The organism is Streptomyces sp. NPDC037054 (assembly GCF_055606745.1).
Genome location: NZ_JBVJSJ010000001.1, coordinates 230,593 through 251,101, shown reverse-complemented (window position 1 = coordinate 251,101; position 20,509 = coordinate 230,593). Strand labels below are relative to the sequence as shown.

Genomic DNA, 20,509 nt, shown 5'->3' with positions numbered 1-20,509 from the left:
ATCTAAGGTCAGGGGGTCGCCGAACGGAACCCCTCGTCCGGATTCCGGTCCCCGGGATTTGTTCAGTCCTGTGGACGCTTGAGCCTCGCCACGAACTTGTACCGGTCGCCCCGGTACACGGACCGCACCCACTCCACCGGCTGGCCCTCCCGGTCCACGGAGTGGCGGGACAGCATCAGCATCGGCAGGCCCACGTCCGTGCCGAGCAGGCCGGCCTCGCGCGGGGTGGCCAGCGACGTCTCGATGGTCTCCTCGGCCTCCGCGAGATGGACGTCGTACACCTCGGCGAGCGCGGTGTAGAGGGACGTGTACTTCACGAGGCTGCGGCGCAGCGCGGGGAAGCGCTTCGCGCTCAGGTGCGTGGTCTCGATGGCCATCGGCTCGCCGTTGGCCATGCGCAGCCGCTCGATGCGCAGCACGCGTCCGCCGGCCGTGATGTCGAGCAGTTCGGCGAGCCGGTCGTCGGCCGTGATGTAGCCGATGTCGAGGAGCTGCGAGGTGGGTTCGAGTCCCTGGGCGCGCATGTCCTCGGTGTAGGAGGTGAGTTGCAGCGCCTGTGACACCTTGGGTTTGGCGACGAAGGTGCCCTTGCCCTGGATGCGCTCCAGGCGCCCCTCGACGACCAGTTCCTGAAGGGCCTGCCGGACGGTCGTGCGCGAGGTGTCGAACTCCGCGGCCAGTGTGCGCTCGGGCGGGACGGGGGTGCCCGGTGCCTGCGTCTCCGTCATGTCGAGCAGGTGCTTCTTCAGTCGGTAGTACTTGGGCACGCGCGCGGTACGGACGGTCGCCCCACCCTCGTTCTCCGCACTGCTGACGTCGGTGCTCATGCTCTGCCTTCCCGGCCTCGGGTGCCGAAGCGACCGACATCCCGATCGGCCACGGCTCACATCGTGGCACGGCCGCGCGCGGGGATCTGCCCCGTGGGCTCCGTGATCTCTTCTGTATACCCCTGGGACCCCCGCTGGTCTAGTCCACCCGGCCCGGGCGGCGCAGCGGGGTGCCGCACCAGTGGTACGTCCGATCTGTCGCTTGTGTGATGAAGGGTTCTTGCATATCTCGGTCGCATCACGGACCGCCGCAGCCCGCATGAACACCCTTGACAGGCCTATTGGTCTGGGCCAAGCTCCCCCTACTGGTCTACACCATTGGTCCAGGTCCCGGCCCCATGGGCGGTCGTCAGTCACCGCGGGGAGCAGGGGGGTTTGTGGCATCCCTGAGGAGGGTGGCGTGAAGCGCAAGCTGATATCCGCGATCGGTGTCGCGGCAATGATGGTCTCCATCGCGGCGTGCGGCGGCGACGACGGCAGCGAAGAGGGCAAGGCCGGAGCGGACGGCTACAAGGGGCAGACCCTCACCGTGTGGGTGATGGACGGCTCGTCGCCCGACCAGTGGCAGAAGGACCTGACCGCCGAGTTCGAGAAGAAGACCAAGGCGAAGGTCAAGTTCGAGGTCCAGCAGTGGAACGGCATCCAGCAGAAGCTGACCACCGCCCTGTCGGAGGAGAACCCGCCGGACGTCTTCGAGATCGGCAACACCCAGACCCCGGCCTACGCCAAGACCGGCGGCCTCGCCGACCTGGCCGACATCAAGGCCGAGATCGGCGGCGAGTGGACCGAGTCCCTCAACGAGTCGTCGGTCTTCGACGGCAAGCAGTACGCGGCGCCCTGGTACTTCGCCAACCGCGTCGTCCTCTACAACAAGAAGGTCTGGGCCGACGCCGGCATCAAGGGCACCCCGAAGACCCGGGACGAGTTCTACGACGCCCTGAAGACCATCGGTGAGAAGACCGACGCCGAGCCGATCTACCTGCCCGGCCAGAACTGGTACCACTTCGTCGGCCTGACCATCGGCGAGGGCGCCGAACTGGTCAAGAAGGAAGGCGACAAGTACGTCTCCAACCTGGCCGACCCGAAGGTCGCCGCCGCCATGGAGACCTACAAGAAGTTCCAGGCCCTGTCCAAGGCGCCCAAGGACAAGGACGAGGCCACCCCGCAGCAGGGCGAGGTCTTCGGCAAGGGCAACGTCGGCGCCTTCATCGGCATGGGCTGGGAAGCCGGCATCGCCATCAAGGCCAACCCGAAGATCGAGAAGGAGATCGGCTACTTCACGATCCCCGGCGCCACGGCCGACAAGCCCGAGGGTGTCTTCGTCGGCGGCTCCAACCTCGCCGTCGCCGCGGGCAGCAAGAAGCAGGAGCTCGCCAAGGAGTTCCTGAAGCTCGCGCTCTCCGACAAGTTCGAGGGCCAGCTCGCCAAGCTCAACGGCGTCATCCCGAACAAGGAGTCGCTGCAGAGCAACCTGGAGGGCAACGCCGTCGCCGAGGCCGCCGCGCCGGCCGCCGCGGGCGGTGGCACCACGCCGCTGATCCCGGAGTGGGCCGCCGTCGAGAACGCCCCGAACCCGATCAAGACGTACATGACCGCCGTTCTGAACGGCAAGTCCCCGGCCGCCGCCGCGAAGCAGGTCGAGGACGAGTTCAACAAGCGTCTGGCACAGCAGCAGTAGGGGAGCTCGAGCCGGGGCGGGGCCGCCGTCGCGCGGTCCCGCCCCGGCGACCGTACGCAGGTCGAGAAGAGAGATCGCGAGCATGACCGTGCAGACCGAACGGCCGCCCTCCGGCCCGGCGGACGTCCGCAAGGCGGACGGCGGCGGAGCCGGCCGCCCCACACCCCGAGCCGCGTCGCGCTTCGGCGCGCTCGCCCCGTACCTCCTGCTGCTGCCCGCCTGCGCGGCCACCGTGCTGCTGCTCGGCTGGCCGCTGCTCAAGGACGTGCTGCTGTCGTTCCAGAACCTGAACATGACGCAGCTGATCCAGCACGTCACCGAGTGGAACGGCGTCGACAACTACAAGGAGGTCCTCACCGGCGAGGACTTCTGGCGCGTCACCCTCCGCTCGATCCTGTTCACGGCCGTCAACGTCGTCCTGATCATGATCGCGGGGACGCTGGTCGGCCTGCTGCTCGCCCGGCTCGGCAGGCGGATGCGGGTCACGCTGCTGCTCGGCCTGGTCCTGGCCTGGGCCATGCCCGTGGTCGCCGCCAGCACCGTCTACCAGTGGCTCTTCGCGCAGCGCTTCGGCGTCGTCAACTGGGTGCTGGACAAGCTCGGCTGGCACTCCATGGCCGACTACAGCTGGACCGGCACCCAGCTGTCGACCTTCTTCGTCGTCACGCTGCTCATCGTGTGGATGTCGATCCCGTTCGTCGCCCTCAACCTCTATGCGGCGACCACCACGATCCCCAAGGAGCTGTACGAGGCCGCGGCCCTGGACGGCGCCGGGGCGTGGCGCAGCTTCAGGACCGTGACCATGCCCTTCCTGCGGCCGTTCGTCTTCGCGACGACGTTCCTGGAGATCATCTGGGTCTTCAAGGCCTTCGTCCAGGTCTTCACCATCAACGGCGGCGGCCCCGACCGGCAGACCGAGATCCTGCCCGTCTACGCCTACGTCGAGGGCGTCGGCAACCAGCACTACGGCATGGGCGCGGCGATCGCCGTCCTGACCATCCTGATCCTGCTCGGCCTCACCGCCTACTACCTGCGGATCGTGCTCAAGCAAGAGGAGGACGAGCTGTGAAGCGCTCGCTCTTCGGCCGCCTGTGGCCCAACGCCACGGCCGTCGTCCTGTTCGCCGGCTTCGTCTTCCCCGTCTACTGGATGTTCGCCACGGCCTTCAAACCGACCGGCGACATCATCTCCGAGAACCCGGTCTGGTTCCCGACCGACGTCACCCTCGAGCACTTCAGGACCGCGACCGACGCCGACAACTTCTGGACGTTCGTCCTCAACTCCCTGACCGTGACCGTCTGCGCGGTCGTCTTCTCCCTGGTCATCGCGCTGGCCGGTGCCTTCGCCCTGGCACGGATGCGGTTCAAGGGGCGGCGCGGCTTCGTCGTGGGCTTCATGCTGGCCCAGATGGCACCCTGGGAAGTCATGATCATCGCGATGTACATGATCGTGCGGGACGCCTCGATGCTGAACAGCCTCGTGCCGCTGACCGCCTTCTACACGATGATGATCCTGCCCTTCACGATCCTGACGCTGCGCGGCTTCGTCGCCGCCGTGCCCCGGGAACTGGAGGAGGCCGCGATGGTCGACGGCTGCACCCGCAACCAGGCCTTCCGCCGCGTCATCCTGCCGCTGCTCGCGCCCGGCCTGATGTCGACGTCGATGTTCGGCTTCATCACCGCCTGGAACGAACTCCCGCTCGTCCTGGTCCTCAACAAGGAGGCCGGGGCCCAGACGCTGCCGCTGTGGCTGACCAGCTTCCAGACCGTCTTCGGCAACGACTGGGGTGCGACCATGGCCGCCTCGTCCCTCTTCGCCATTCCCGTCCTGATCCTCTTCGTCTTCCTCCAGCGCAGAGCCGTCAGCGGCCTCACCGCCGGCGCCGTGAAGGGATAACGCCACCCGATGACGACATTCGCCAGCGGTACCGACACCCTCACGCGCGACGCGCTGACGGTCCTCCAGCCCGGGTTCACCGGGACCACCGCCCCCGACTGGCTGCTGCGCCGCCTCGGCGAGGGCCTCGCCTCGGTCGGCCTGTTCGGCCGCAACATCGCCTCGCCCGAGCAACTCGCTGCACTCACCGCCCAGTTGCGGGCAGAGCGCGACGACGTCCTGGTCGCCATAGACGAGGAGGGCGGCGACGTCACCCGCCTGGAGGTGCGGGCCGGCTCCTCCTTCCCCGGCAACCACGCCCTGGGCGCCGTGGACGACGTGGAGCTGACGCGTGAGGTGGCCGCCGAACTCGGCCGACGCCTCGCGGCCTGCGGAGTCAACCTCAACTGGGCCCCCTCCGCCGACGTCAACTCCAACCCCGGCAACCCGGTCATCGGCGTCCGCTCCTTCGGCGCCGACCCCGCCCTCGTCGCCCGGCACACCGCCGCCTACGTCACCGGCCTGCAGTCGGCCGGCGTCGCCGCCTGCACGAAGCACTTCCCCGGCCACGGCGACACGGCCGTCGACTCCCACCACGCGCTGCCGCGCATCGACGCGGACCCCTCGGTGCTCACCGACCGCGAACTCGCCCCGTTCCGCGCCGCGATCGCCGCCGGGACCCGCGCCGTGATGAGCGCGCACATCCTCGTGCCCGCGCTCGACCCGGACCGCCCCGCGACCCTCTCCCGGCGCATCCTCACCGACCTGCTGCGCGGCGAACTCGGCTACGACGGCCTGATCGTCACCGACGGCATGGAGATGCAGGCCATCGCCGGTACCTACGGCATCGAACGCGGCAGCGTCCTCGCCGTCGCCGCCGGGGCCGACGCGATCTGCGTGGGCGGCGGCCTCGCCGACGACGAGACGGTACGCCGCCTCCGCGACGCCCTGGTCGACGCGGTCCGCACGGGCGAACTCCCCGAGGAACGCCTGGCCGACGCGGCCGAACGCGTACGCCGCCTCGCCCGCTGGACGGCGGCGGCCGGAGCGGCCGACAGCGTGCGCGACCTCGCCGACCGGGGCGGGACCGACGCCGACCCCGTGGGCCTGCGTGCCGCGCGCCGCGCGCTCGCCGTGACCGGCGCCGGGACGTTCACGCCGCTCACCGAGGCGCCCTACGTCGCTGCCCTCACCCCCGTCGCGAACATCGCCGTCGGTGACGAGACGCCGTGGGGCGTGGCGGCGGAACTCCTCCGCCTGCTCCCCGGCACCGAGACCGGCAGCTTCGTCGGGGCGGACGCCGGGCACGAGGCACTGGCGGCGGCCGGGCAGCGGCGCGTCGTGGCCGTCGTCCGCGACGAGCACCGCCACCCGTGGATGGCGGCGGCCCTCGACACCCTGCTCGCGGCCCGTCCCGACACGGTGGTGGTCGAGATGGGCGTGCCCCAGGCCACCCCCAGGGGCGCCCTCCACATCGCCACCCACGGCGCGGCCCGCGTCTGCGGCAGAGCGGCGGCGGAGATCATCGCCGGGGTGTGAGGGCGGCCCGCCTTCACACCCACAGCCCGCCTCCTCACGCAGAAGGCGCCGGTTCCACGGGGGGACCGGCGCCTTCTGCATGAGTCGGGGAGGTCAGATCCCCTGCCAGTCCGGCTTGTTGGCGTACGTGTGGCGGAAGTAGTCGGCCAGCTTCAGCTTGCTCGCGGCGGCCTCGTCCACGACGACCGTCGCGTGCGGGTGCAGTTGCAGCGCCGACGCCGGGCACACCGCCGCGACCGGCCCCTCGACGGTCGCCGCGACCGCGTCGGCCTTGCCCTCGCCGGTGGCCAGCAGCACCAGGTGCCGCGCCTCCAGGATCGTGCCGATGCCCTGCGTGATGACGTGGTGCGGCACCTGCTCGATGTCGCCGTCGAAGAAGCGCGCGTTGTCCACCCGCGTCTGCTCGGTCAGCGTCTTGATCCGCGTGCGCGATGCCAGCGACGAGCACGGTTCGTTGAACCCGATGTGCCCGTCGGTGCCTATCCCGAGCAGCTGGAGGTCGACTCCGCCGGCCTCGGCGAGCGCCCGGTCGTACGCCTCGCACGCTCCCTGCACGTCCCGCGCCGTGCCGTCCGGGCCGAGGAACTTGTCCATCCCGATGCCGAGCGGCTCCAGCACCTCGCGCCGCAGCACCGAACGGTACGACTCCGGATGGTCCGCCGGCAGCCCCACGTACTCGTCGAGCTGGGCGATCCGCGCCCGGGAGGTGTCCACGGCACCGGACCGCGTCTTGGCGGCCAGCGCCTCGTACACGGGCAGCGGCGTCGAGCCGGTGGCCACGCCGAGCAGGGCGTCGGGCTTGCGCCGGAGCAGCTGTGCCATGGCCTCGGCGACGAGCTCGCCGCCGGCCTTGGCGTCCGGAACGATGACAACTTCCACGCTGGGCCTGCCGATCTGAAGAGGGGGACTCAACCGGACCCGTAGGGGCGATGTGGTTTAGACCAATCTAACAGAGCTGGGCCCCTTCCTCCCAGGGTTCCCGGCCTCCCTCCGCCCCGCGACCGGACGCCCTCCTCTCACGGCATCGAGCCTCCCGTCACGTCCACCCAGCTTCCCGTGACCCAGCGGCCGGCGTCCGACGCCAGGAACGCGACCACGTCGGCCACCTCGGCCGCCGTCCCCACCTTCCCGAGCGCCGATATCGCCTCGGCCTGCGCCCAGCCGTCGTCCGTCCCGCGCAGGAACGGCGCGGTGTTGTCCGTGTCGATGATCCCCGGCGCCACCGAGTTGACCCTGATGCCCCGAGCCCCCAGCACCTTGGACAGGTCGCGGGAGAGGACGTCCAGCGCGCCCTTCGTCATCGCGTACGCCATGTTGTGCGGCATGGCGGCGGTCCGGGCGAGGCCCGAGGAGACGTTGACCACCCGGCCGCCGTCGCGCAGCCGCGTCATGCCGTGCTTGACGATGAAGAACGGCGCCTTCACGTTCACCGCGAAGAGCCTGTCGTACTCCGCCTCGTCGATCTGCTCGATCGGCCGGGAGCTGCCGATTCCCGCGTTGTTCACCAGGATGTCCAGGCCGTCCGCGTGCCGGTCGAACTCCGCCCACAGCGCCTCGGCGTCCCCCGGGGTGCCCAGCTCGACCCCGACCGCGAACGCCGAGCCGCCCGCCGCCTCGATCGCGGCGACCGTCTCCTTCGCCGCCGCCTCGCTCCGGCCGTAGTGCACCCCGACCCGGGCGCCGTCACGCCCCAGCCGCTCCGCGATGCCCCGCCCGATGCCCCTGCCCGCCCCCGTGACGAGAGCCGTCCTGCCCGTGAGCACGCCCATGCCGGCGCCCCCTCCTCATTTCTTTAGCGGTCGCTACATAAAAAACCGTACAACAGCCCACCGACACTTCTCTAGTGCCCGCTATAAAATCCACTCCATGGTGAGCAGTAGCGAGAAGACCGCCGAGGCGGCGCCGACGGGCCGCCGGACCCGCGGGCGGCCGCGTTCCTTCGACCGCGCCACCGCCCTGGAGAAGGCCCTCATGGCCTTCTGGGAGCACGGCTACGAGGCCACCTCCGTCTCCGACCTCACCCGCGTCATGGACATCGGCGCACCGAGCCTCTACGCGGCCTTCGGGGACAAGCGGTCCCTCTTCGAGGAGGTGGTGCGCGAGTACGGCGCCACGTACGGGGCCTTCGCCGAGCGTGCCCTCGCCGAGGAGCCCACCGCACGGGCCGGCGTCGAACGGCTGTTGCGGGAGGCCGCCGTCACGTACACGGAACCCGGCCATCCGCACGGCTGTCTGATCGTCCATGCCGCCGTCAACTGCTCGACCCCCGAGGTCGAGGCGGCCCTGCGGGAGCGGCGCAACGCGAACATCGCCGCGTTCGAGAGTCGTATAGAAGCGGACGTCGCCGCCGGTGTCCTCCCTCAGGACACGGACGCCGCGGCCCTCGCCCGGCACACCGGCGCCATGATCCAGGGCATGTCCCAGCAGGCGCGCGACGGCGCGAGCCGGGCGGAACTGGAGGCGCTCGCGGAAATTGCCCTGTCCATCTGGCCCCGCACATGACCCGACAGGGTTAGGCTTTGGCGGGTGCTGGGACGTCCGAGTAGTTGGTGGAACGAGTCAACGACAAACCTCCTCCGACGCATGGACACGGGCAGTGGTCTAGTCCACAATGTCCACAGAGGCACGTGACACAAGGTGAACGCAAGGCTTCCGCTCTCCCCGCACAGGAGGGCGGACCGAGGAACCGGAGCTCTCTGCCCTGACTGCCCCGGCTCCTCAACCTTCGGCCGACCGGGACCGCACACCCCACGGCCGATATTGCTCCGGGCTGCGGTGCCGGGAGGGTTGAGGGTCCCTCCCAGGCGCCGCGGCCCGCGGGTGTCTCCGGGCCCGTGATGCCCGCCGGCACCCCTCCGAGCGGCTGATTTCGAGCGGTGTCCGAACCGCCAGGTACGCTCGCACTCGTGCCGTCCATGAACGAACTCGTACGCCAGCACACGGCCCTCGACGATTCCGATCTCGAGTGGCTCCACCTGCTGGTCTCGGAGTGGCAGCTGCTCTCCGACCTCTCCTTCGCCGACCTGGTCCTGTGGGTCCCCACCCGCGACGGCACCCGCTACGTCTCGGTCGCCCAGATGCGGCCCAACACCGGCCCGACGTCCTACCAGGACGACATGGTCGGCCACCTCGTCCCGCGCGGCCGCCGCCCCATGCTGGACGCCGCCCTCGACGAGGGCCGCATCGTGCGCGAGGGAGACCCCGAGTGGCGGGAGGAGGTCCCCGTCCGCGTCGAGTCGATCCCGGTCCGGCGCGAGGGCCGCGTCCTCGGCGTCATCGCGCGCAACACCAACCTCCTCACCGTGCGCACCCCGAGCCGCCTGGAGCTCACCTACCTCCAGAGCGCCTCCGACCTCGCGCAGATGATCGCCGCCGGCGCCTTCCCGTTCGCCAACCAGCAGGTCGACATGGACGCCTCGCCCCGCGTCGGCGACGGCCTGATCAGGCTGGACGCGGACGGCCTCGTCCAGTACGCCTCGCCGAACGCGCTCTCCGCCTACCACCGCCTCGGCCTCGCCGCCGACCTGGTCGGCCACCACCTCGGCCGGACGACGGCCGAACTGGCCCCGTCGCGCGGCCCGGTGGACGAGGCGCTGGCCAAGGTCGCCAGCGGCTGGGCACCCCGCGAGTTCGAGATCGAGTCCTCCGAGGGCGTGATCCAGTTCCGGGCGATCCCGCTCAAGCCCAAGGGCCCGCGCATCGGTTCGCTGGTCCTGCTCCGCGACGTGACCGAACTGCGCCGCCGCGAGCGGGAGTTGATCACCAAGGACGCGACCATCCGGGAGATCCACCACCGGGTGAAGAACAACCTCCAGACGGTCGCCGCCCTGCTGCGCCTCCAGGCCCGCCGGATCGAGTCCGAACGCGGTCGCGAAGCCCTGGAGGAAGCGGTGCGCCGGGTCGGCTCCATCGCGATCGTCCACGAGACGCTGTCCCAGAACCTGGACGAGCGCGTGGAGTTCGACGAGATCGCCGACCGCGTGCTCGCGATGGTCGCCGAGATCTCGCCGGGCAAGGTCACCGGCCGGCGCACCGGACGCTTCGGCATCCTCGACGCCGAGGTGGCCACCCCGCTGTCGATGGTCCTGACCGAGGTGCTGCAGAACGCGCTGGAGCACGGCTTCCGGCAGGGCGACACCGGCACGGTCGAGGTCTCGGCGGTGCGCGGCGGCACCACCAAGGAGGCCCGCCTCCTCGTCACCGTCCAGGACGACGGCGTCGGCCTGCCCGAGGGCTTCGACCCGCACCGCGCGGGCAACCTCGGCCTGCAGATCGTACGGACGCTGGTCGAGGGGGAGTTGGGCGGCACTTTCGACATGGTCCCGGCGCCGGAGCGCGGGACGCAGGTGATCCTCGACATCCCGGTGCCGACCGACAAGTAGACCGGAGCGGGAAGCAGACCGCGGCGAGAAGCGGGCGGGGGCGAGAAGCGGGCCGGGACCGGCTGCCGGGGATCCCCCCGAACAGCAGTGAGCCCCGGGCCACTGAGTGGCCCGGGGCTTAAAGCTCTTGCTTGCTGTGCAAGCGCGATGTGGTTCCCCCTGCTCGAGCGAGTTCGAGAGCTTGGGGAGCATCGGGGGTACTGCGCGCTGCGGCTCGGGGGCGGGAGATGCGTACTCGCTGTACGCGCCGCCAAGCTCAGGCTGTTAGCGGGGCGGGTAGGTCAGGCGGAGGCCTGACGGGCCCGGTTGCGGGCGGCGCGGCGCTTCATTGCGCGGCGCTCGTCCTCGCTGAGACCACCCCAGACGCCGGAGTCCTGACCGGACTCGAGCGCCCACTGCAGACACTGCTCGATCACCGGGCAGCGGCGGCAGACGGCCTTGGCTTCCTCGATCTGCAGCAGCGCAGGACCGGTGTTGCCGATGGGGAAGAAGAGCTCGGGGTCTTCCTCGCGGCAAACGGCGTTGTGACGCCAGTCCATGGCTGCTACCTCTCCTTGGTATTACGTGCAGGTGCTTGTGAATGTGAACGCTTTCACGAATCCCTCAACAAGTGAAGGGCCGACCGCCAGGTTCCCTGGCGTGGTCCTTGGGTTTGAAGAGGGGTTCCGGTGATCTTGCGGAGGCCGGTGTTGCGGGCCGTCCCGATCGCCATGTAGAGACTCGCAAACCTCGGCGACGGATACAACCCCTTCCGGAAAGTTTTTTTTGATTCTTCGGTGTCGACTAGGTCACAGCCGTACTTCCATGGGGTGGACCCTGGCCTAAACGTTCGAGTGAAAGGACTTTGGCCTTTTCTGCTCACACAATCACACGCAGTGCACGGCGTACACCTGTGAACGTCACGCTCGTGCGCAGCCCCAGGTGGTCACCGTCCATCTGGAGGGGCAGCGGGGCCTTCGAATGCAAGGTGAACCGGGTCTGATCGTGCAGCGAGACCGCGTGCTTTCCGTGCGGTCCGCGCTCCGGGGACGAAGTGAGCAACTGGGTGCCATACCGGGCAACCGCACCCGCGGAGAGCCGCTTCAGACCGAAGACGTCGAGGCCCGTGTCGAACGAGGCCTTAGGTGACGCGTAGATCGGGCGATTGCCCAGAAAGGTCCACGGAGAGGTGTTGGAGGCTATGGACACCACCAGATCGGACACCGACTCCTCGCCGTCCCGCTCCAGTGTGATCAGACCGTGTCGTCGGTTCGGCTCGCCGAACAACTGGCGCACCACCTGGCGCACATAGAGGGCGTGCGTCGACTTCTTGCCGCGCTCGCGGTGCTGCTCCACGCGCCCCACCACGCCGGCGTCGAAGCCGAGTCCGGCGTTGAAGGTGAACCAGCGGGACGGCACCCCCTCGTCCTCCGTGCCCGGCGTGCCCGAGGTCAGGCCGAGGCCGACCGTGCGCTCACGGCCCTCGCGCAGCGCGTCCAGCAGGACGCCGGTCGCCTCGACGGCGTCGTTCGGCAGGCCGAGGGCGCGGGCGAAGACGTTGGTGGAGCCGCCGGGGACCACCGCGAGGCCGGGCAGGCGCTCCGGGTCGGGGCCGGAGTGCAGGAGGCCGTTGACGACCTCGTTGACCGTGCCGTCGCCGCCGAGGGCCACGACGAGGTCGACGTCCGAGCTCTCCGCGGCCTGCCGGCCCAGGTCGCGCGCGTGTCCGCGGTACTCGGTGGTGACCGCCTCCAGCTTCATCTCGCTGGCCAGCGCGTGGATCAGTACGTCGCGTGTGCGCGCACTTGTGGTGGTTGCCGCCGGATTGACCACGAGAAGAGCACGCATGAGGTGCAGGGTACCTACTGGGTGGTACCTGGCCCAGACCGAGGGGCGGATCCGGTCACTCACCAGGGCCGTGAGTCTCCCGCTCGCGCGGGAACGGCGAGGGCTACCCTGCAGGGGTGAGCAGCGAGCAGATCTCCACGACCCCCGAAGACAGCGGCGCCCGCCCGCCCCGCGTGACGTACGCCGCGGCACTCGTCGGCCTCGAAGGACTCGCGCTGCTCGTCGGCGGAGCCTGGATGCTCGTCCTCGGGATCACGGGACACCCCAGCGACCGGCAGCAGGCCGTCACCGGGGGCGCCACCCTGATGGTCATCTCGCTGCTGCCGCTGCTCGCCGCCCGCGGCCTGCTGGGCCTGCGCAGCTGGAGCCGCGGGCCGGCCGTCGTGACGCAGCTCATGGCGCTGCCCGTGGCCTACAACCTGCTCCAGGCCGACAGCATCGCCATCCCGGCGGGCATCGCCCTCGCGGTCGTCGCCGTCGCCGCGCTGGTGCTGCTGGTCAATCCGGCGACGACCCAGGCCCTCGGCATCAAGGGACCGGGCCGCGCCGAGGACGGCGAGCGCTAGCCGAAGGCACGGGAGAGCCCCTGGGCTCGGGGGAGCCCTGGGGCTCCTACTCCTCCACCAGCAGCTTCTCCCGAAGCTGGGCCAGCGTGCGGGCCAGCAGCCGGGACACGTGCATCTGGGAGATCCCGACCTCCTGCGCGATCTGCGACTGCGTCATGTTGCCGAAGAACCGCAGCAGCAGGATGCGCTTCTCGCGCGGCGGGAGGTCCTCCAGCAGAGGCTTGAGGGACTCGCGGTACTCGACGCCCTCCAGTGCCTCGTCCTCCGCGCCGAGGGTGTCGGCGACCGCCGGGGACTCGTCGTCGGTGTCGGGGACGTCCAGGGACAGCGTGGAGTACGCGTTCGCCGACTCCAGGCCCTCCAGGACCTCCTCCTCCGAGATCGCCAGCTTCTCGGCGAGCTCGTGCACCGTCGGGGAGCGGCCGTGCTGCTGCGACAGCTCGGCCGTCGCCGTCGTCAGCGCGAGCCGCAGCTCCTGGAGCCGGCGCGGCACGCGCACCGCCCAGCCCTTGTCGCGGAAGTGCCGCTTGATCTCGCCGACGACCGTCGGGGTCGCGTACGTCGAGAACTCCACGCCGCGGTCCGGGTCGAAGCGGTCGACCGACTTGATGAGGCCGATCGTGGCGACCTGGGTGAGGTCGTCCAGCGGCTCGCCGCGGTTGCGGAAGCGGCGCGCGAGGTGCTCGACGAGCGGCAGGTGCATGCGGACCAGCCGGTTGCGCAGCTCCGCGTACTCCGGGCTGCCGTCCTTCAGCGTGCGCAGCTCCAGGAACAGGGCCCGCGCTCCGCTGCGGTCGTGCGGGTCGTGCTGCGCGCCCTGCGCGCTCGGCGCGCTCAGCCCGTCGTCCTCGGAGTTTCGCTCGTGCTCGCTCATCGTCCCGCCCGTTGCCCTTCCCGGAGCCCCCGCCCCCTTCCCCGCCCGCGGCCTCGCGCGTGTGGAAGGACCGTCCTGGGCGGGGGAGACCCCGGTCCGCCCGTCCGGAGGCGCGCTCTGCGCGGCACCCTCCCGGCCGTCCCGCCCGTCGCCCGGCAGGACGGCCGCACCGGCCTCGTCCTCCGGATGCGGCCGGGCCTGCTCGGGAATGCCGTCGATGCCGTCCATGCGCCGGGATGCGCTCGCGCTGCCCGCGGCCGAACCCTCGGCCGACAGCTCCCGTGTGCCGCGCTCTTCGTCCCGCACCGGCCCGTCCCCGTTCCTCACGCCGGCCCGGGTCCCGCGCCGCGCTGTTTGTAGAGGCTGATCGAAACGGTTCTGTCCTCGTCCACGGCGGAGGAGACCTTGCCCGCGAGCGCGGACAGCACGGTCCAGGCGAAGGTGTCCCGCGAGGGCGCGTGACCGTCCGTGGTCGGGGCCGAGACGGTCACCTCGAGCGAGTCGTCGACGAGCCGGAACACACAGCTGAGCACCGAGCCGGGCACGGCCTGCTGGAGCAGGATCGCGCAGGCCTCGTCGACGGCGATGCGCAAGTCCTCGATCTCGTCGAGGGTGAAGTCCAAACGGGCCGCGAGCCCGGCCGTGGCCGTGCGCAGCACCGACAGGTAGGCCCCCGCGGCCGGCAGCCGGACTTCGACGAAGTCCTGGGTCGCGGGCTCGCCTGCGATCTGGGACACCCTCACCTCCATGGTGGTACAAGCATTTCAGGGCCGAGGGTCGCCCCCCGGGGTAACGCGATACGTGGTTCAGCGGTGACGCTATCGCGCTCCGAACTTTCCTGTCCCCGGGACCCCAACCCCTTGCTGTCACTCATAGTAAACCTACGGATACGCTCCGTGGCTAGGGGTCTGCGGGCCCAATTGGGAAGAGCGCGCGCCGCTTTGACGTACCCAGACGTCAGAGGGTCGAACCGTCCCGGCGCGTGGTGATCCACATCAGACCAGTACGTGATCGACGAAGCACCAGCGCCACTTCTCGCCCGGCTCGAACGTCCGCATCACCGGGTGGCCCGACTTGTGATGGTGCTCGGTGGCGTGACGTCCCGGCGAGGAGTCGCAGCAACCGACGTGACCGCAGGTGAGGCAGAGCCGGAGCTGGACCGGGTGGGTGCCCTCGGCGAGACACTCCGGACACGTCTCCGTCAGCGCCTCCGGTTCCGGGTGCGGCAGCGCGTCGGCGTGCGTGCACTGTTTCATGATTGCCAGGTTACGACGGCCGTGCCCACGGCCGCGCGGGAAAAGAGGCGGGCGGGACGATGGACGTGATGCCACTGCTGTTGCTGGTGGCGGGCAGTGCGGCGGTCGCCGCGGCCGGCCGGCGCACCCCCGTGCCGGCGCCCCTGCTGCTGGTGGCCGTCGGCCTGGCGGTCAGCTACCTGCCCGGGGTTCCCGACTACGCCCTCGACCCGCACATCGTGCTGCCGCTGCTGCTGCCCCCGCTGCTGCACCTGGCGGCGACCGACAGCTCGTACCTCGACCTGCGGGCCCAGATGAGGCCGGTGGCGCTGCTGTCCGTCGGCTACGTGCTGTTCGCGACCTTCGCCGTCGGCTGGGCCCTGTACCTGATCGTGCCGGACCTGCCGCTGCCGGCCGCCCTCGTCTTCGGCGCGGTGGTGGCCCCGCCGGACGCGGTCGCGGCGACCGCTGTGGCGCGCCGGGTGGGGCTGCCCTCGCGCATCACCACCGTCCTCCAGGGCGAATCGCTGCTCAACGACGCCACCGCGATCACGGCGTTCAAGGTGGCGCTGGCGGCCGCCGTCGGCGAGGGCGCCACCTGGGCGGGCGGGATCACCGAGTTCCTGATCGCCGCGATCGGCGGCGTCGGCATCGGCGTGGTGCTGATGCTGCCGATCCACTGGCTGCGCGCGCACGTGCGTGAAGCCCTGCTCCAGAACACGCTCTCCCTGCTGATCCCGTTCGTCGCCTACGCGGCGGCCGAGCAGGTGCACGCCTCCGGAGTGCTCGCCGTCGTGGTCGTCGCGCTCTACCTCGGACACCGCGCGTGGGAGGTCGACTTCGCCACCCGGCTCCAGGAGGAGGCGGTGTGGAAGATGGTCGCGTTCGTCCTGGAGTCGAGCGTCTTCGCGCTCATCGGACTGCAACTCCCGGTCGTCCTCAGGGAACTCGGCGAGTACGAGGGCATCGACGCGGCCTGGTACGCGGTCGTGGTCTTCCTGGTGGTCGTGGTGGTGCGGTTCGTGTGGGTGTACCCGGCGATGCTGCTGCCGCGGATGCTGTCGGCGCGCATCCGCGCGCGGGAGGACGACCCCACCTGGAAGGGGCCGGCCGTCACCTCGTGGGCCGGGATGCGGGGCGTGGTGTCCCTCGCCATCGCCTTCTCCGTCCCGCTCACCGTGCACGGCGGCGAACCGTTCCCGCAGCGCAACCTCATCCTGTTCCTGACCTTCACGACGGTCATCGGCACTCTGGTCGTGCAAGGGCTGACGCTGCCCCCGCTGATCCGGCTGCTGAAGTTCCCCGGGCGCGACCAGCAGGCCGAGACGCTCGCCGAGGCGAACGCCCAGGCGCAGGCCTCCCGGGCCGCCGAACGACGGCTGGACGAACTCCTCGCCGACGAGCGCAACTCCCTTCCCGGGCCGCTCGCCGACCGGCTGCGCATGGTCCTGGAGCGCCGCCGCAACGCCGTCTGGGAACGCCTTGGCCAGGTCAATCCCGTCACCGGCGAGACCGTCGACGACACCTACCGGCGGCTCGCGAGGGAGATGATCAGCGCCGAGCGCGAGGTGTTCGTCAAGCTGCGCGACGGCCGCCACATCGACGACGAGATGCTGCGGACCCTGCTGCGCAGGCTCGACCTGGAGGAGGCGGCGGCCTACCGGGAGGCACAGTGAGGCACGGCCCCGCAGGCGGACCGCTCAGGGAAAGGGGCGGCCGGTGATCACTGCCGCAAGCGCGGTCCCGCGCGGGAAGGCGCCCTCGTCGGCCAGGGCGACAAGGGCATACAGCAACTTGGCGACATAGAGACGCTCCACGGGCAGACCGTGGCGCTGCTCGAAGTCGTCGGCGAAAGCGTCGAGTTCGGGGGTGGTGCGGGCGTAGCCGCCGAAGTGGAAGCGCTCGTCCAGGGACCACGCGCCGCTCGGGCCTCCGAAGGCGCGCTCCTGGAGGGCCTGTATCCCGGGGCCCAGGAAGCCGCCCTTGAGGACCGGTATCCCGAGGGCGCGGCTGCCGGGCGGCAGTCCCGCGGCGAGCCCCGCCAGCGTGCCCCCGGTGCCGCAGGCGACGGCCGCCACGTCGGACCGGCCGGCCAACTCCGCGCCCAGGGCCCGGCAGCCGCGCGCGGCGAGGTGGTTGCTGCCGCCCTCGGGCACCACGTAGGCGTCCTCGGCGTCCGCCGCGCGCAGCACGGCCGCCAGCACCTCGGGCTCGGTCTTGCGGCGGTACGTGGACCGGTCGACGAAACGCAGCCGCATGCCGTCGGCCGCGCACCGCGCCAGCGAGGGGTTGAGGGGGCGGTCGGCCAGCTCGTGGCCGCGCACCACGCCGACCGTGGGCAGGCCGAGCAGCCGACCGGCGGCGGCCGTGGCCCTGAGGTGGTTGGAGTAGGCGCCGCCGAAGGTGACGACGGTGCGGCCGGCCGCCGCCGCGAGGTTCGGTGCCAGCTTGCGCCACTTGTTGCCGATCAGCTCCGGGTGGATCAGGTCGTCCCGCTTCAGCAGCAGCCGTACGCCGTGCCGCTCGAACCGCGGGTCCACGACCTCCTGCACCGGCGAGGGCAGCCGGGGGCGCAAGGTGGTGAGGGAGGGCGCGGAAGCGGGGTCGGGGCCCTGAGGGCCGCCCCGGCCGGCGTCTTGGCTGGGCATTCGGTCATTGTCCCCCGGGGCGGGCACCGGCCGCCGGCCAAGGGCACCGGCCGGCGAGGAACCCCATGCCTGCCCCGGCCGCCGGAGATCCATTCCCGCTCGTTCGTGTAATAGCACGACCACTCTGCGTGATGGAAGGCTTGCCACGCACAGCGAGGCACGGCGCAGTCCGGCGCCGGAGCACGACCGGGAGGGCAATTCTCTATGTCGGTAGGCGAAGAGGTCCGCACGGAAGAGACCAGGCCGCAGCAGAGCCTCGGCACAGCGGCAGCGCGGAACCTGGCCACCACGACCAAGTCCGTGCCGCAGATGCAGGAGATCAGCTCGCGCTGGCTGCTCCGCACGCTGCCGTGGGTGGACGTGCACGGCGGCACGTACCGGGTGAACCGGCGACTGACCTATGCCCTGGGGGACGGACGGCTCACCTTCGTGAAGACGGGTGACCGGGTCGAGGTCGTCCCCGCGGAACTGGGCGAACTGCCCGCCCTGCGGGCGTACGACGACGAGGAGGTGCTGTCGGAACTGGCCAGGCGCTGCCGGCAGCAGCGGTTCGCCCCGGGTGAGCTGATCGCCTCGTTCGGCAGCCGCGCCGACGAGGTGTACCTCCTCGCGCACGGCAAGGTCGAGAAGATCGGCACGGGACCGTACGGCGACGACGCGGTGCTCGGAGTCCTCGCCGACGGCGCCTACTTCGGCGCCCAGGCACTGCTCGACGCGGACGCCATCTGGGAGTACACCGCCCGCGCCGTCACGGCCTGCACGATCCTCGTGCTGCCCAGGGAAGACGTCGAGCAGGTCGCGGAGCGCTCGGAGTCGCTGCGCGCGCACATCGAGGAGCAGCGCTCGCTCCCCGAGCAGCGCACCAACGACTACGGCGAGCAGGAGATCGACCTCTCCGCCGGCCACTCCGGCGAGCCGGACATCCCGCACACGTTCGTCGACTACGAGGCGAGCCCGCGGGAGTACGAGCTGAGCGTCGCCCAGACCGTGCTGCGCGTGCACACGCGCGTGGCCGATCTCTACAACCAGCCGATGAACCAGACCGAGCAGCAGCTGAGGCTCACCGTCGAGGCGCTGAAGGAGCGCCAGGAGCAGGAGCTCGTCAACAACCCGGACTTCGGACTGCTGCACAACTGCGAGTACGACCAGCGCATCCAGCCGCACGACGGTGCGCCGACCCCGGACGACATGGACGAGCTGCTCAGCATGCGGCGCGGCACCAACCTGTTCCTCGCCCACCCGCGCGCGATCGCCGCGTTCGGCAGGGAGCTCAACAAGCGCGGGCTGGTCCCCGAGACGATCGACATCGCCGGCAACCGCATCCCCACCTGGCGCGGCGTTCCCATCTACCCCTGCAACAAGATCCCGGTCACCGAGGCCCGGACGTCCTCCATCATCGCGATGCGTACCGGGGAGGAGGACCAGGGCGTCGTCGGGCTGCGGGCCACGGGCGTGCCGGACGAGATCGAGCCCAGCGTGTCCGTGCGGTTCATGGGCATCAACGAACAGGCCGTCATCAAGTACCTCGTGACGGCCTACTACTCGGCGGCGGTGCTGGTGCCGGACGCGCTCGGCATCCTGGAGAACGTCGAGATCGGCCGCCGCCAGTGACTCCGCCCGGGCCGGCACCCGTCCCCGGGCCCCGGGGGTGAGTGCATGACGGAGACGACGCGGCGTGCCGTCGGGGCGCGTGAGAGGCGGAGTCCGGTCGGGGCACACGGCGGGACGCACGGCGGGGCACGCGACAGTCGTCCGGTGCCCGCCGACGGGGACAGTCGTCCGGAGCCGGCCGACGGGCGCGAGGCGCTGGTGCTCCTGGAGCGGGCCAGGGCGGTGGTCGACCCCGAACTGCGGGCCGCCCTCATGACCCTGCCCGGCGGCGTGCGGCGCGTCGCGCTCTACCACTTCGGCTGGGAGGACGCGAAGGGCGGACCGGCGCAGGGCAACGCGGGCAAGGCGGTGCGTCCCGCGCTGGTCCTCACCGCCGCCGCCGCGCTCGGCGGGTCCGCGGCGCGGGCGGCGGCCGTACGGGCGGCCGTGGCCGTGGAGATCGTCCACAACTTCACGTTGCTGCACGACGACGTGATGGACCAGGACACCACCCGTCGCCACCGGCCCACCGCGTGGACGGTGTTCGGCGAGGCGGACGCGATCGTCACCGGCGACGCCCTCCAGGCGCTGGCGATGCGGCTGCTCGCCGAGGACCCGCACCCGGCGTCGCGGCCCGCCGCCGCCCGGCTCGCGCACTGCGTGGTGGAACTGTCCGAGGGCCAGCACGCGGACACGGCACTGGAGCACCGCGCCCCCGGGGAGGTCACCCTCGCCGAGGTGCTCGCGATGGCCGAGGCCAAGACGGGCGCGCTGCTCGGAGCCGCCTGCGCCCTGGGCGCGTTGTACGCGGGGGCGGACGAGGCGGAGGTGGCGGCGCTGGACGCGTTCGGCCGGGAGGCCGGTCTCGCGTTCCAGCTGATCGACGACGTCATAGGGGTCTGGGGGGATCCGCGGCGCACCGGAAAGCCGGCCGGGGCGGACCTGATCGCCCGCAAGAAGTCGCTGCCGGTGGTCGCCGCGCTCACCTCCGGCACCCCGGCGGCCGGTGAACTCGCCGCGCTCTACGGGATGCCGCACGGGAAGGAGGACGTCGATTCCATTGCGCTGGCCGTGGAGCGCGCGGGCGGCCGGGACTGGGCGCAGGCGGAGGCGGCCGACCGGATGGGCCGGGCCGTGCAGGACTGACCCGCGCGGTGCCGGACCCGGAATCGGCGGGCGGCCTGCTCGCTCTGGCCGAGTTCGTGACGCGGCGCACCAGTTGAACGTCCGGTGAGAGACAGGTGACCGGGGGGATCCGGACAAGACCGGGGTGGAAACGGGGGAGACGGGCCCGAGGGGGGCAGAGATGCGACAGAAGGGAGAACGGCCGGGAGAAGAACGACCCGGATGCGACTGCGTGAGAGCGACGGGACGCGGCACCGGGAGCGCGACACCGGAAGGCACGTCACCAAGGCCCCGGAGCCGGCGGGGCCGTGCGGCTCCTGACCCCGCACGGCCGCCGACGGCT

Annotated in this window: 18 protein-coding genes and 1 pseudogene; 10 read left to right on the top strand and 9 right to left on the bottom strand. The window is 71.0% G+C overall.

Annotation, left to right across the window (positions count from 1 at the left end):
• Positions 1–62 precede the first annotated feature (62 nt).
• Positions 63–827 (bottom strand): GntR family transcriptional regulator, encoded by a 765-nt coding sequence (locus ACZ7D7_RS01135; protein WP_470821364.1) that lies wholly within the window; start codon positions 825–827, stop codon positions 63–65.
• Between the two features lie 400 nt (positions 828–1,227).
• On the opposite strand from ACZ7D7_RS01135, the gene ACZ7D7_RS01130 reads away from it, so the two are divergent.
• The 4 genes from ACZ7D7_RS01130 to ACZ7D7_RS01115 all read left to right on the top strand — a co-directional run bounded on the left by ACZ7D7_RS01130 (position 1,228) and on the right by ACZ7D7_RS01115 (position 5,919).
• Positions 1,228–2,505: an extracellular solute-binding protein gene (locus ACZ7D7_RS01130; RefSeq protein ID WP_470821362.1), complete on the top strand. Its 1,278-nt coding sequence runs from the start codon at positions 1,228–1,230 to the stop codon at positions 2,503–2,505.
• An 82-nt stretch (positions 2,506–2,587) separates the two neighbouring features.
• Positions 2,588–3,574 carry a carbohydrate ABC transporter permease gene (locus ACZ7D7_RS01125; protein WP_470821361.1) on the top strand — a complete coding sequence of 329 codons (987 nt, stop codon included), beginning with the start codon at positions 2,588–2,590 and terminating at the stop codon, positions 3,572–3,574.
• Entirely contained in the window at positions 3,571–4,401 is an 831-nt protein-coding gene (locus ACZ7D7_RS01120; protein WP_470821360.1) for a carbohydrate ABC transporter permease, read from the top strand. Before ACZ7D7_RS01125 ends, ACZ7D7_RS01120 begins: the two co-directional genes overlap by 4 nt.
• 9 nt (positions 4,402–4,410) lie before the next feature.
• Positions 4,411–5,919 (top strand): glycoside hydrolase family 3 protein, encoded by a 1,509-nt coding sequence (locus ACZ7D7_RS01115; protein WP_470821358.1) that lies wholly within the window; start codon positions 4,411–4,413, stop codon positions 5,917–5,919.
• Between the two features lie 93 nt (positions 5,920–6,012).
• On the opposite strand, the gene nagB is transcribed toward ACZ7D7_RS01115, so the two are convergent.
• Both nagB and ACZ7D7_RS01105 read right to left on the bottom strand, forming a co-directional pair.
• On the bottom strand, positions 6,013–6,798 hold the full coding sequence (nagB, locus tag ACZ7D7_RS01110) for a glucosamine-6-phosphate deaminase (protein WP_470821357.1): 786 nt from the start codon (positions 6,796–6,798) through the stop codon (positions 6,013–6,015).
• A 137-nt stretch (positions 6,799–6,935) separates the two neighbouring features.
• Positions 6,936–7,688 (bottom strand): SDR family oxidoreductase, encoded by a 753-nt coding sequence (locus ACZ7D7_RS01105; RefSeq protein ID WP_470821355.1) that lies wholly within the window; start codon positions 7,686–7,688, stop codon positions 6,936–6,938.
• Positions 7,689–7,785: 97 nt separating this feature from the next.
• On the opposite strand from ACZ7D7_RS01105, the gene ACZ7D7_RS01100 reads away from it, so the two are divergent.
• A complete protein-coding gene (locus tag ACZ7D7_RS01100) occupies positions 7,786–8,421 on the top strand; it encodes a TetR/AcrR family transcriptional regulator (RefSeq protein WP_470821354.1) in 636 nt (211 codons plus the stop codon).
• A gap of 413 nt (positions 8,422–8,834) precedes the next feature.
• Positions 8,835–10,301, top strand: a complete 1,467-nt coding sequence (locus ACZ7D7_RS01095) for a sensor histidine kinase (RefSeq protein ID WP_470822412.1) — start codon at positions 8,835–8,837, stop codon at positions 10,299–10,301.
• Positions 10,302–10,582: 281 nt separating this feature from the next.
• On the opposite strand, the gene ACZ7D7_RS01090 is transcribed toward ACZ7D7_RS01095, so the two are convergent.
• Positions 10,583–10,840, bottom strand: a complete 258-nt coding sequence (locus tag ACZ7D7_RS01090; protein ID WP_003992873.1) for a WhiB family transcriptional regulator — start codon at positions 10,838–10,840, stop codon at positions 10,583–10,585.
• Between the two features lie 319 nt (positions 10,841–11,159).
• Entirely contained in the window at positions 11,160–12,128 is a 969-nt protein-coding gene (locus ACZ7D7_RS01085; RefSeq protein ID WP_470821352.1) for a diacylglycerol/lipid kinase family protein, read from the bottom strand.
• Between the two features lie 116 nt (positions 12,129–12,244).
• On the opposite strand from ACZ7D7_RS01085, the gene ACZ7D7_RS01080 reads away from it, so the two are divergent.
• Positions 12,245–12,694, top strand: a complete 450-nt coding sequence (locus ACZ7D7_RS01080) for a hypothetical protein (protein ID WP_470821351.1) — start codon at positions 12,245–12,247, stop codon at positions 12,692–12,694.
• A 46-nt stretch (positions 12,695–12,740) separates the two neighbouring features.
• Here the strand turns inward: ACZ7D7_RS01080 and ACZ7D7_RS01075 are convergent, their stop codons facing one another.
• From ACZ7D7_RS01075 to ACZ7D7_RS01065, 3 genes are all read right to left on the bottom strand, one after another.
• Positions 12,741–13,874 (bottom strand): RNA polymerase sigma factor SigF, encoded by a 1,134-nt coding sequence (locus tag ACZ7D7_RS01075; protein ID WP_470821349.1) that lies wholly within the window; start codon positions 13,872–13,874, stop codon positions 12,741–12,743.
• Between the two features lie 17 nt (positions 13,875–13,891).
• Entirely contained in the window at positions 13,892–14,305 is a 414-nt protein-coding gene (locus ACZ7D7_RS01070) for an ATP-binding protein (protein WP_006136266.1), read from the bottom strand.
• Positions 14,306–14,563: 258 nt separating this feature from the next.
• Positions 14,564–14,824 (bottom strand): UBP-type zinc finger domain-containing protein, encoded by a 261-nt coding sequence (locus ACZ7D7_RS01065; RefSeq protein WP_470821348.1) that lies wholly within the window; start codon positions 14,822–14,824, stop codon positions 14,564–14,566.
• A 59-nt stretch (positions 14,825–14,883) separates the two neighbouring features.
• Between ACZ7D7_RS01065 and ACZ7D7_RS01060 the strand changes: the two genes are divergently transcribed.
• The gene (locus ACZ7D7_RS01060; RefSeq protein WP_470821346.1) at positions 14,884–16,479 is read left to right on the top strand and encodes a Na+/H+ antiporter; all 1,596 of its coding nucleotides are present in this window, start codon (positions 14,884–14,886) and stop codon (positions 16,477–16,479) included.
• 24 nt (positions 16,480–16,503) lie between these two features.
• Here the strand turns inward: ACZ7D7_RS01060 and ACZ7D7_RS01055 are convergent, their stop codons facing one another.
• The gene (locus tag ACZ7D7_RS01055) at positions 16,504–17,451 is read right to left on the bottom strand and encodes a 1-aminocyclopropane-1-carboxylate deaminase/D-cysteine desulfhydrase (protein ID WP_470821344.1); all 948 of its coding nucleotides are present in this window, start codon (positions 17,449–17,451) and stop codon (positions 16,504–16,506) included.
• Positions 17,452–17,655: 204 nt separating this feature from the next.
• Here ACZ7D7_RS01055 and ACZ7D7_RS01050 point away from each other — a divergent pair, with 204 nt between their 5' ends.
• Positions 17,656–19,062, top strand: coding sequence for a family 2B encapsulin nanocompartment shell protein (locus ACZ7D7_RS01050; RefSeq protein WP_470821342.1), 1,407 nt, complete (start codon positions 17,656–17,658; stop codon positions 19,060–19,062).
• A 45-nt stretch (positions 19,063–19,107) separates the two neighbouring features.
• Positions 19,108–20,264, top strand: a pseudogene (locus ACZ7D7_RS01045) (family 2 encapsulin nanocompartment cargo protein polyprenyl transferase).
• Positions 20,265–20,509 lie beyond the last annotated feature (245 nt).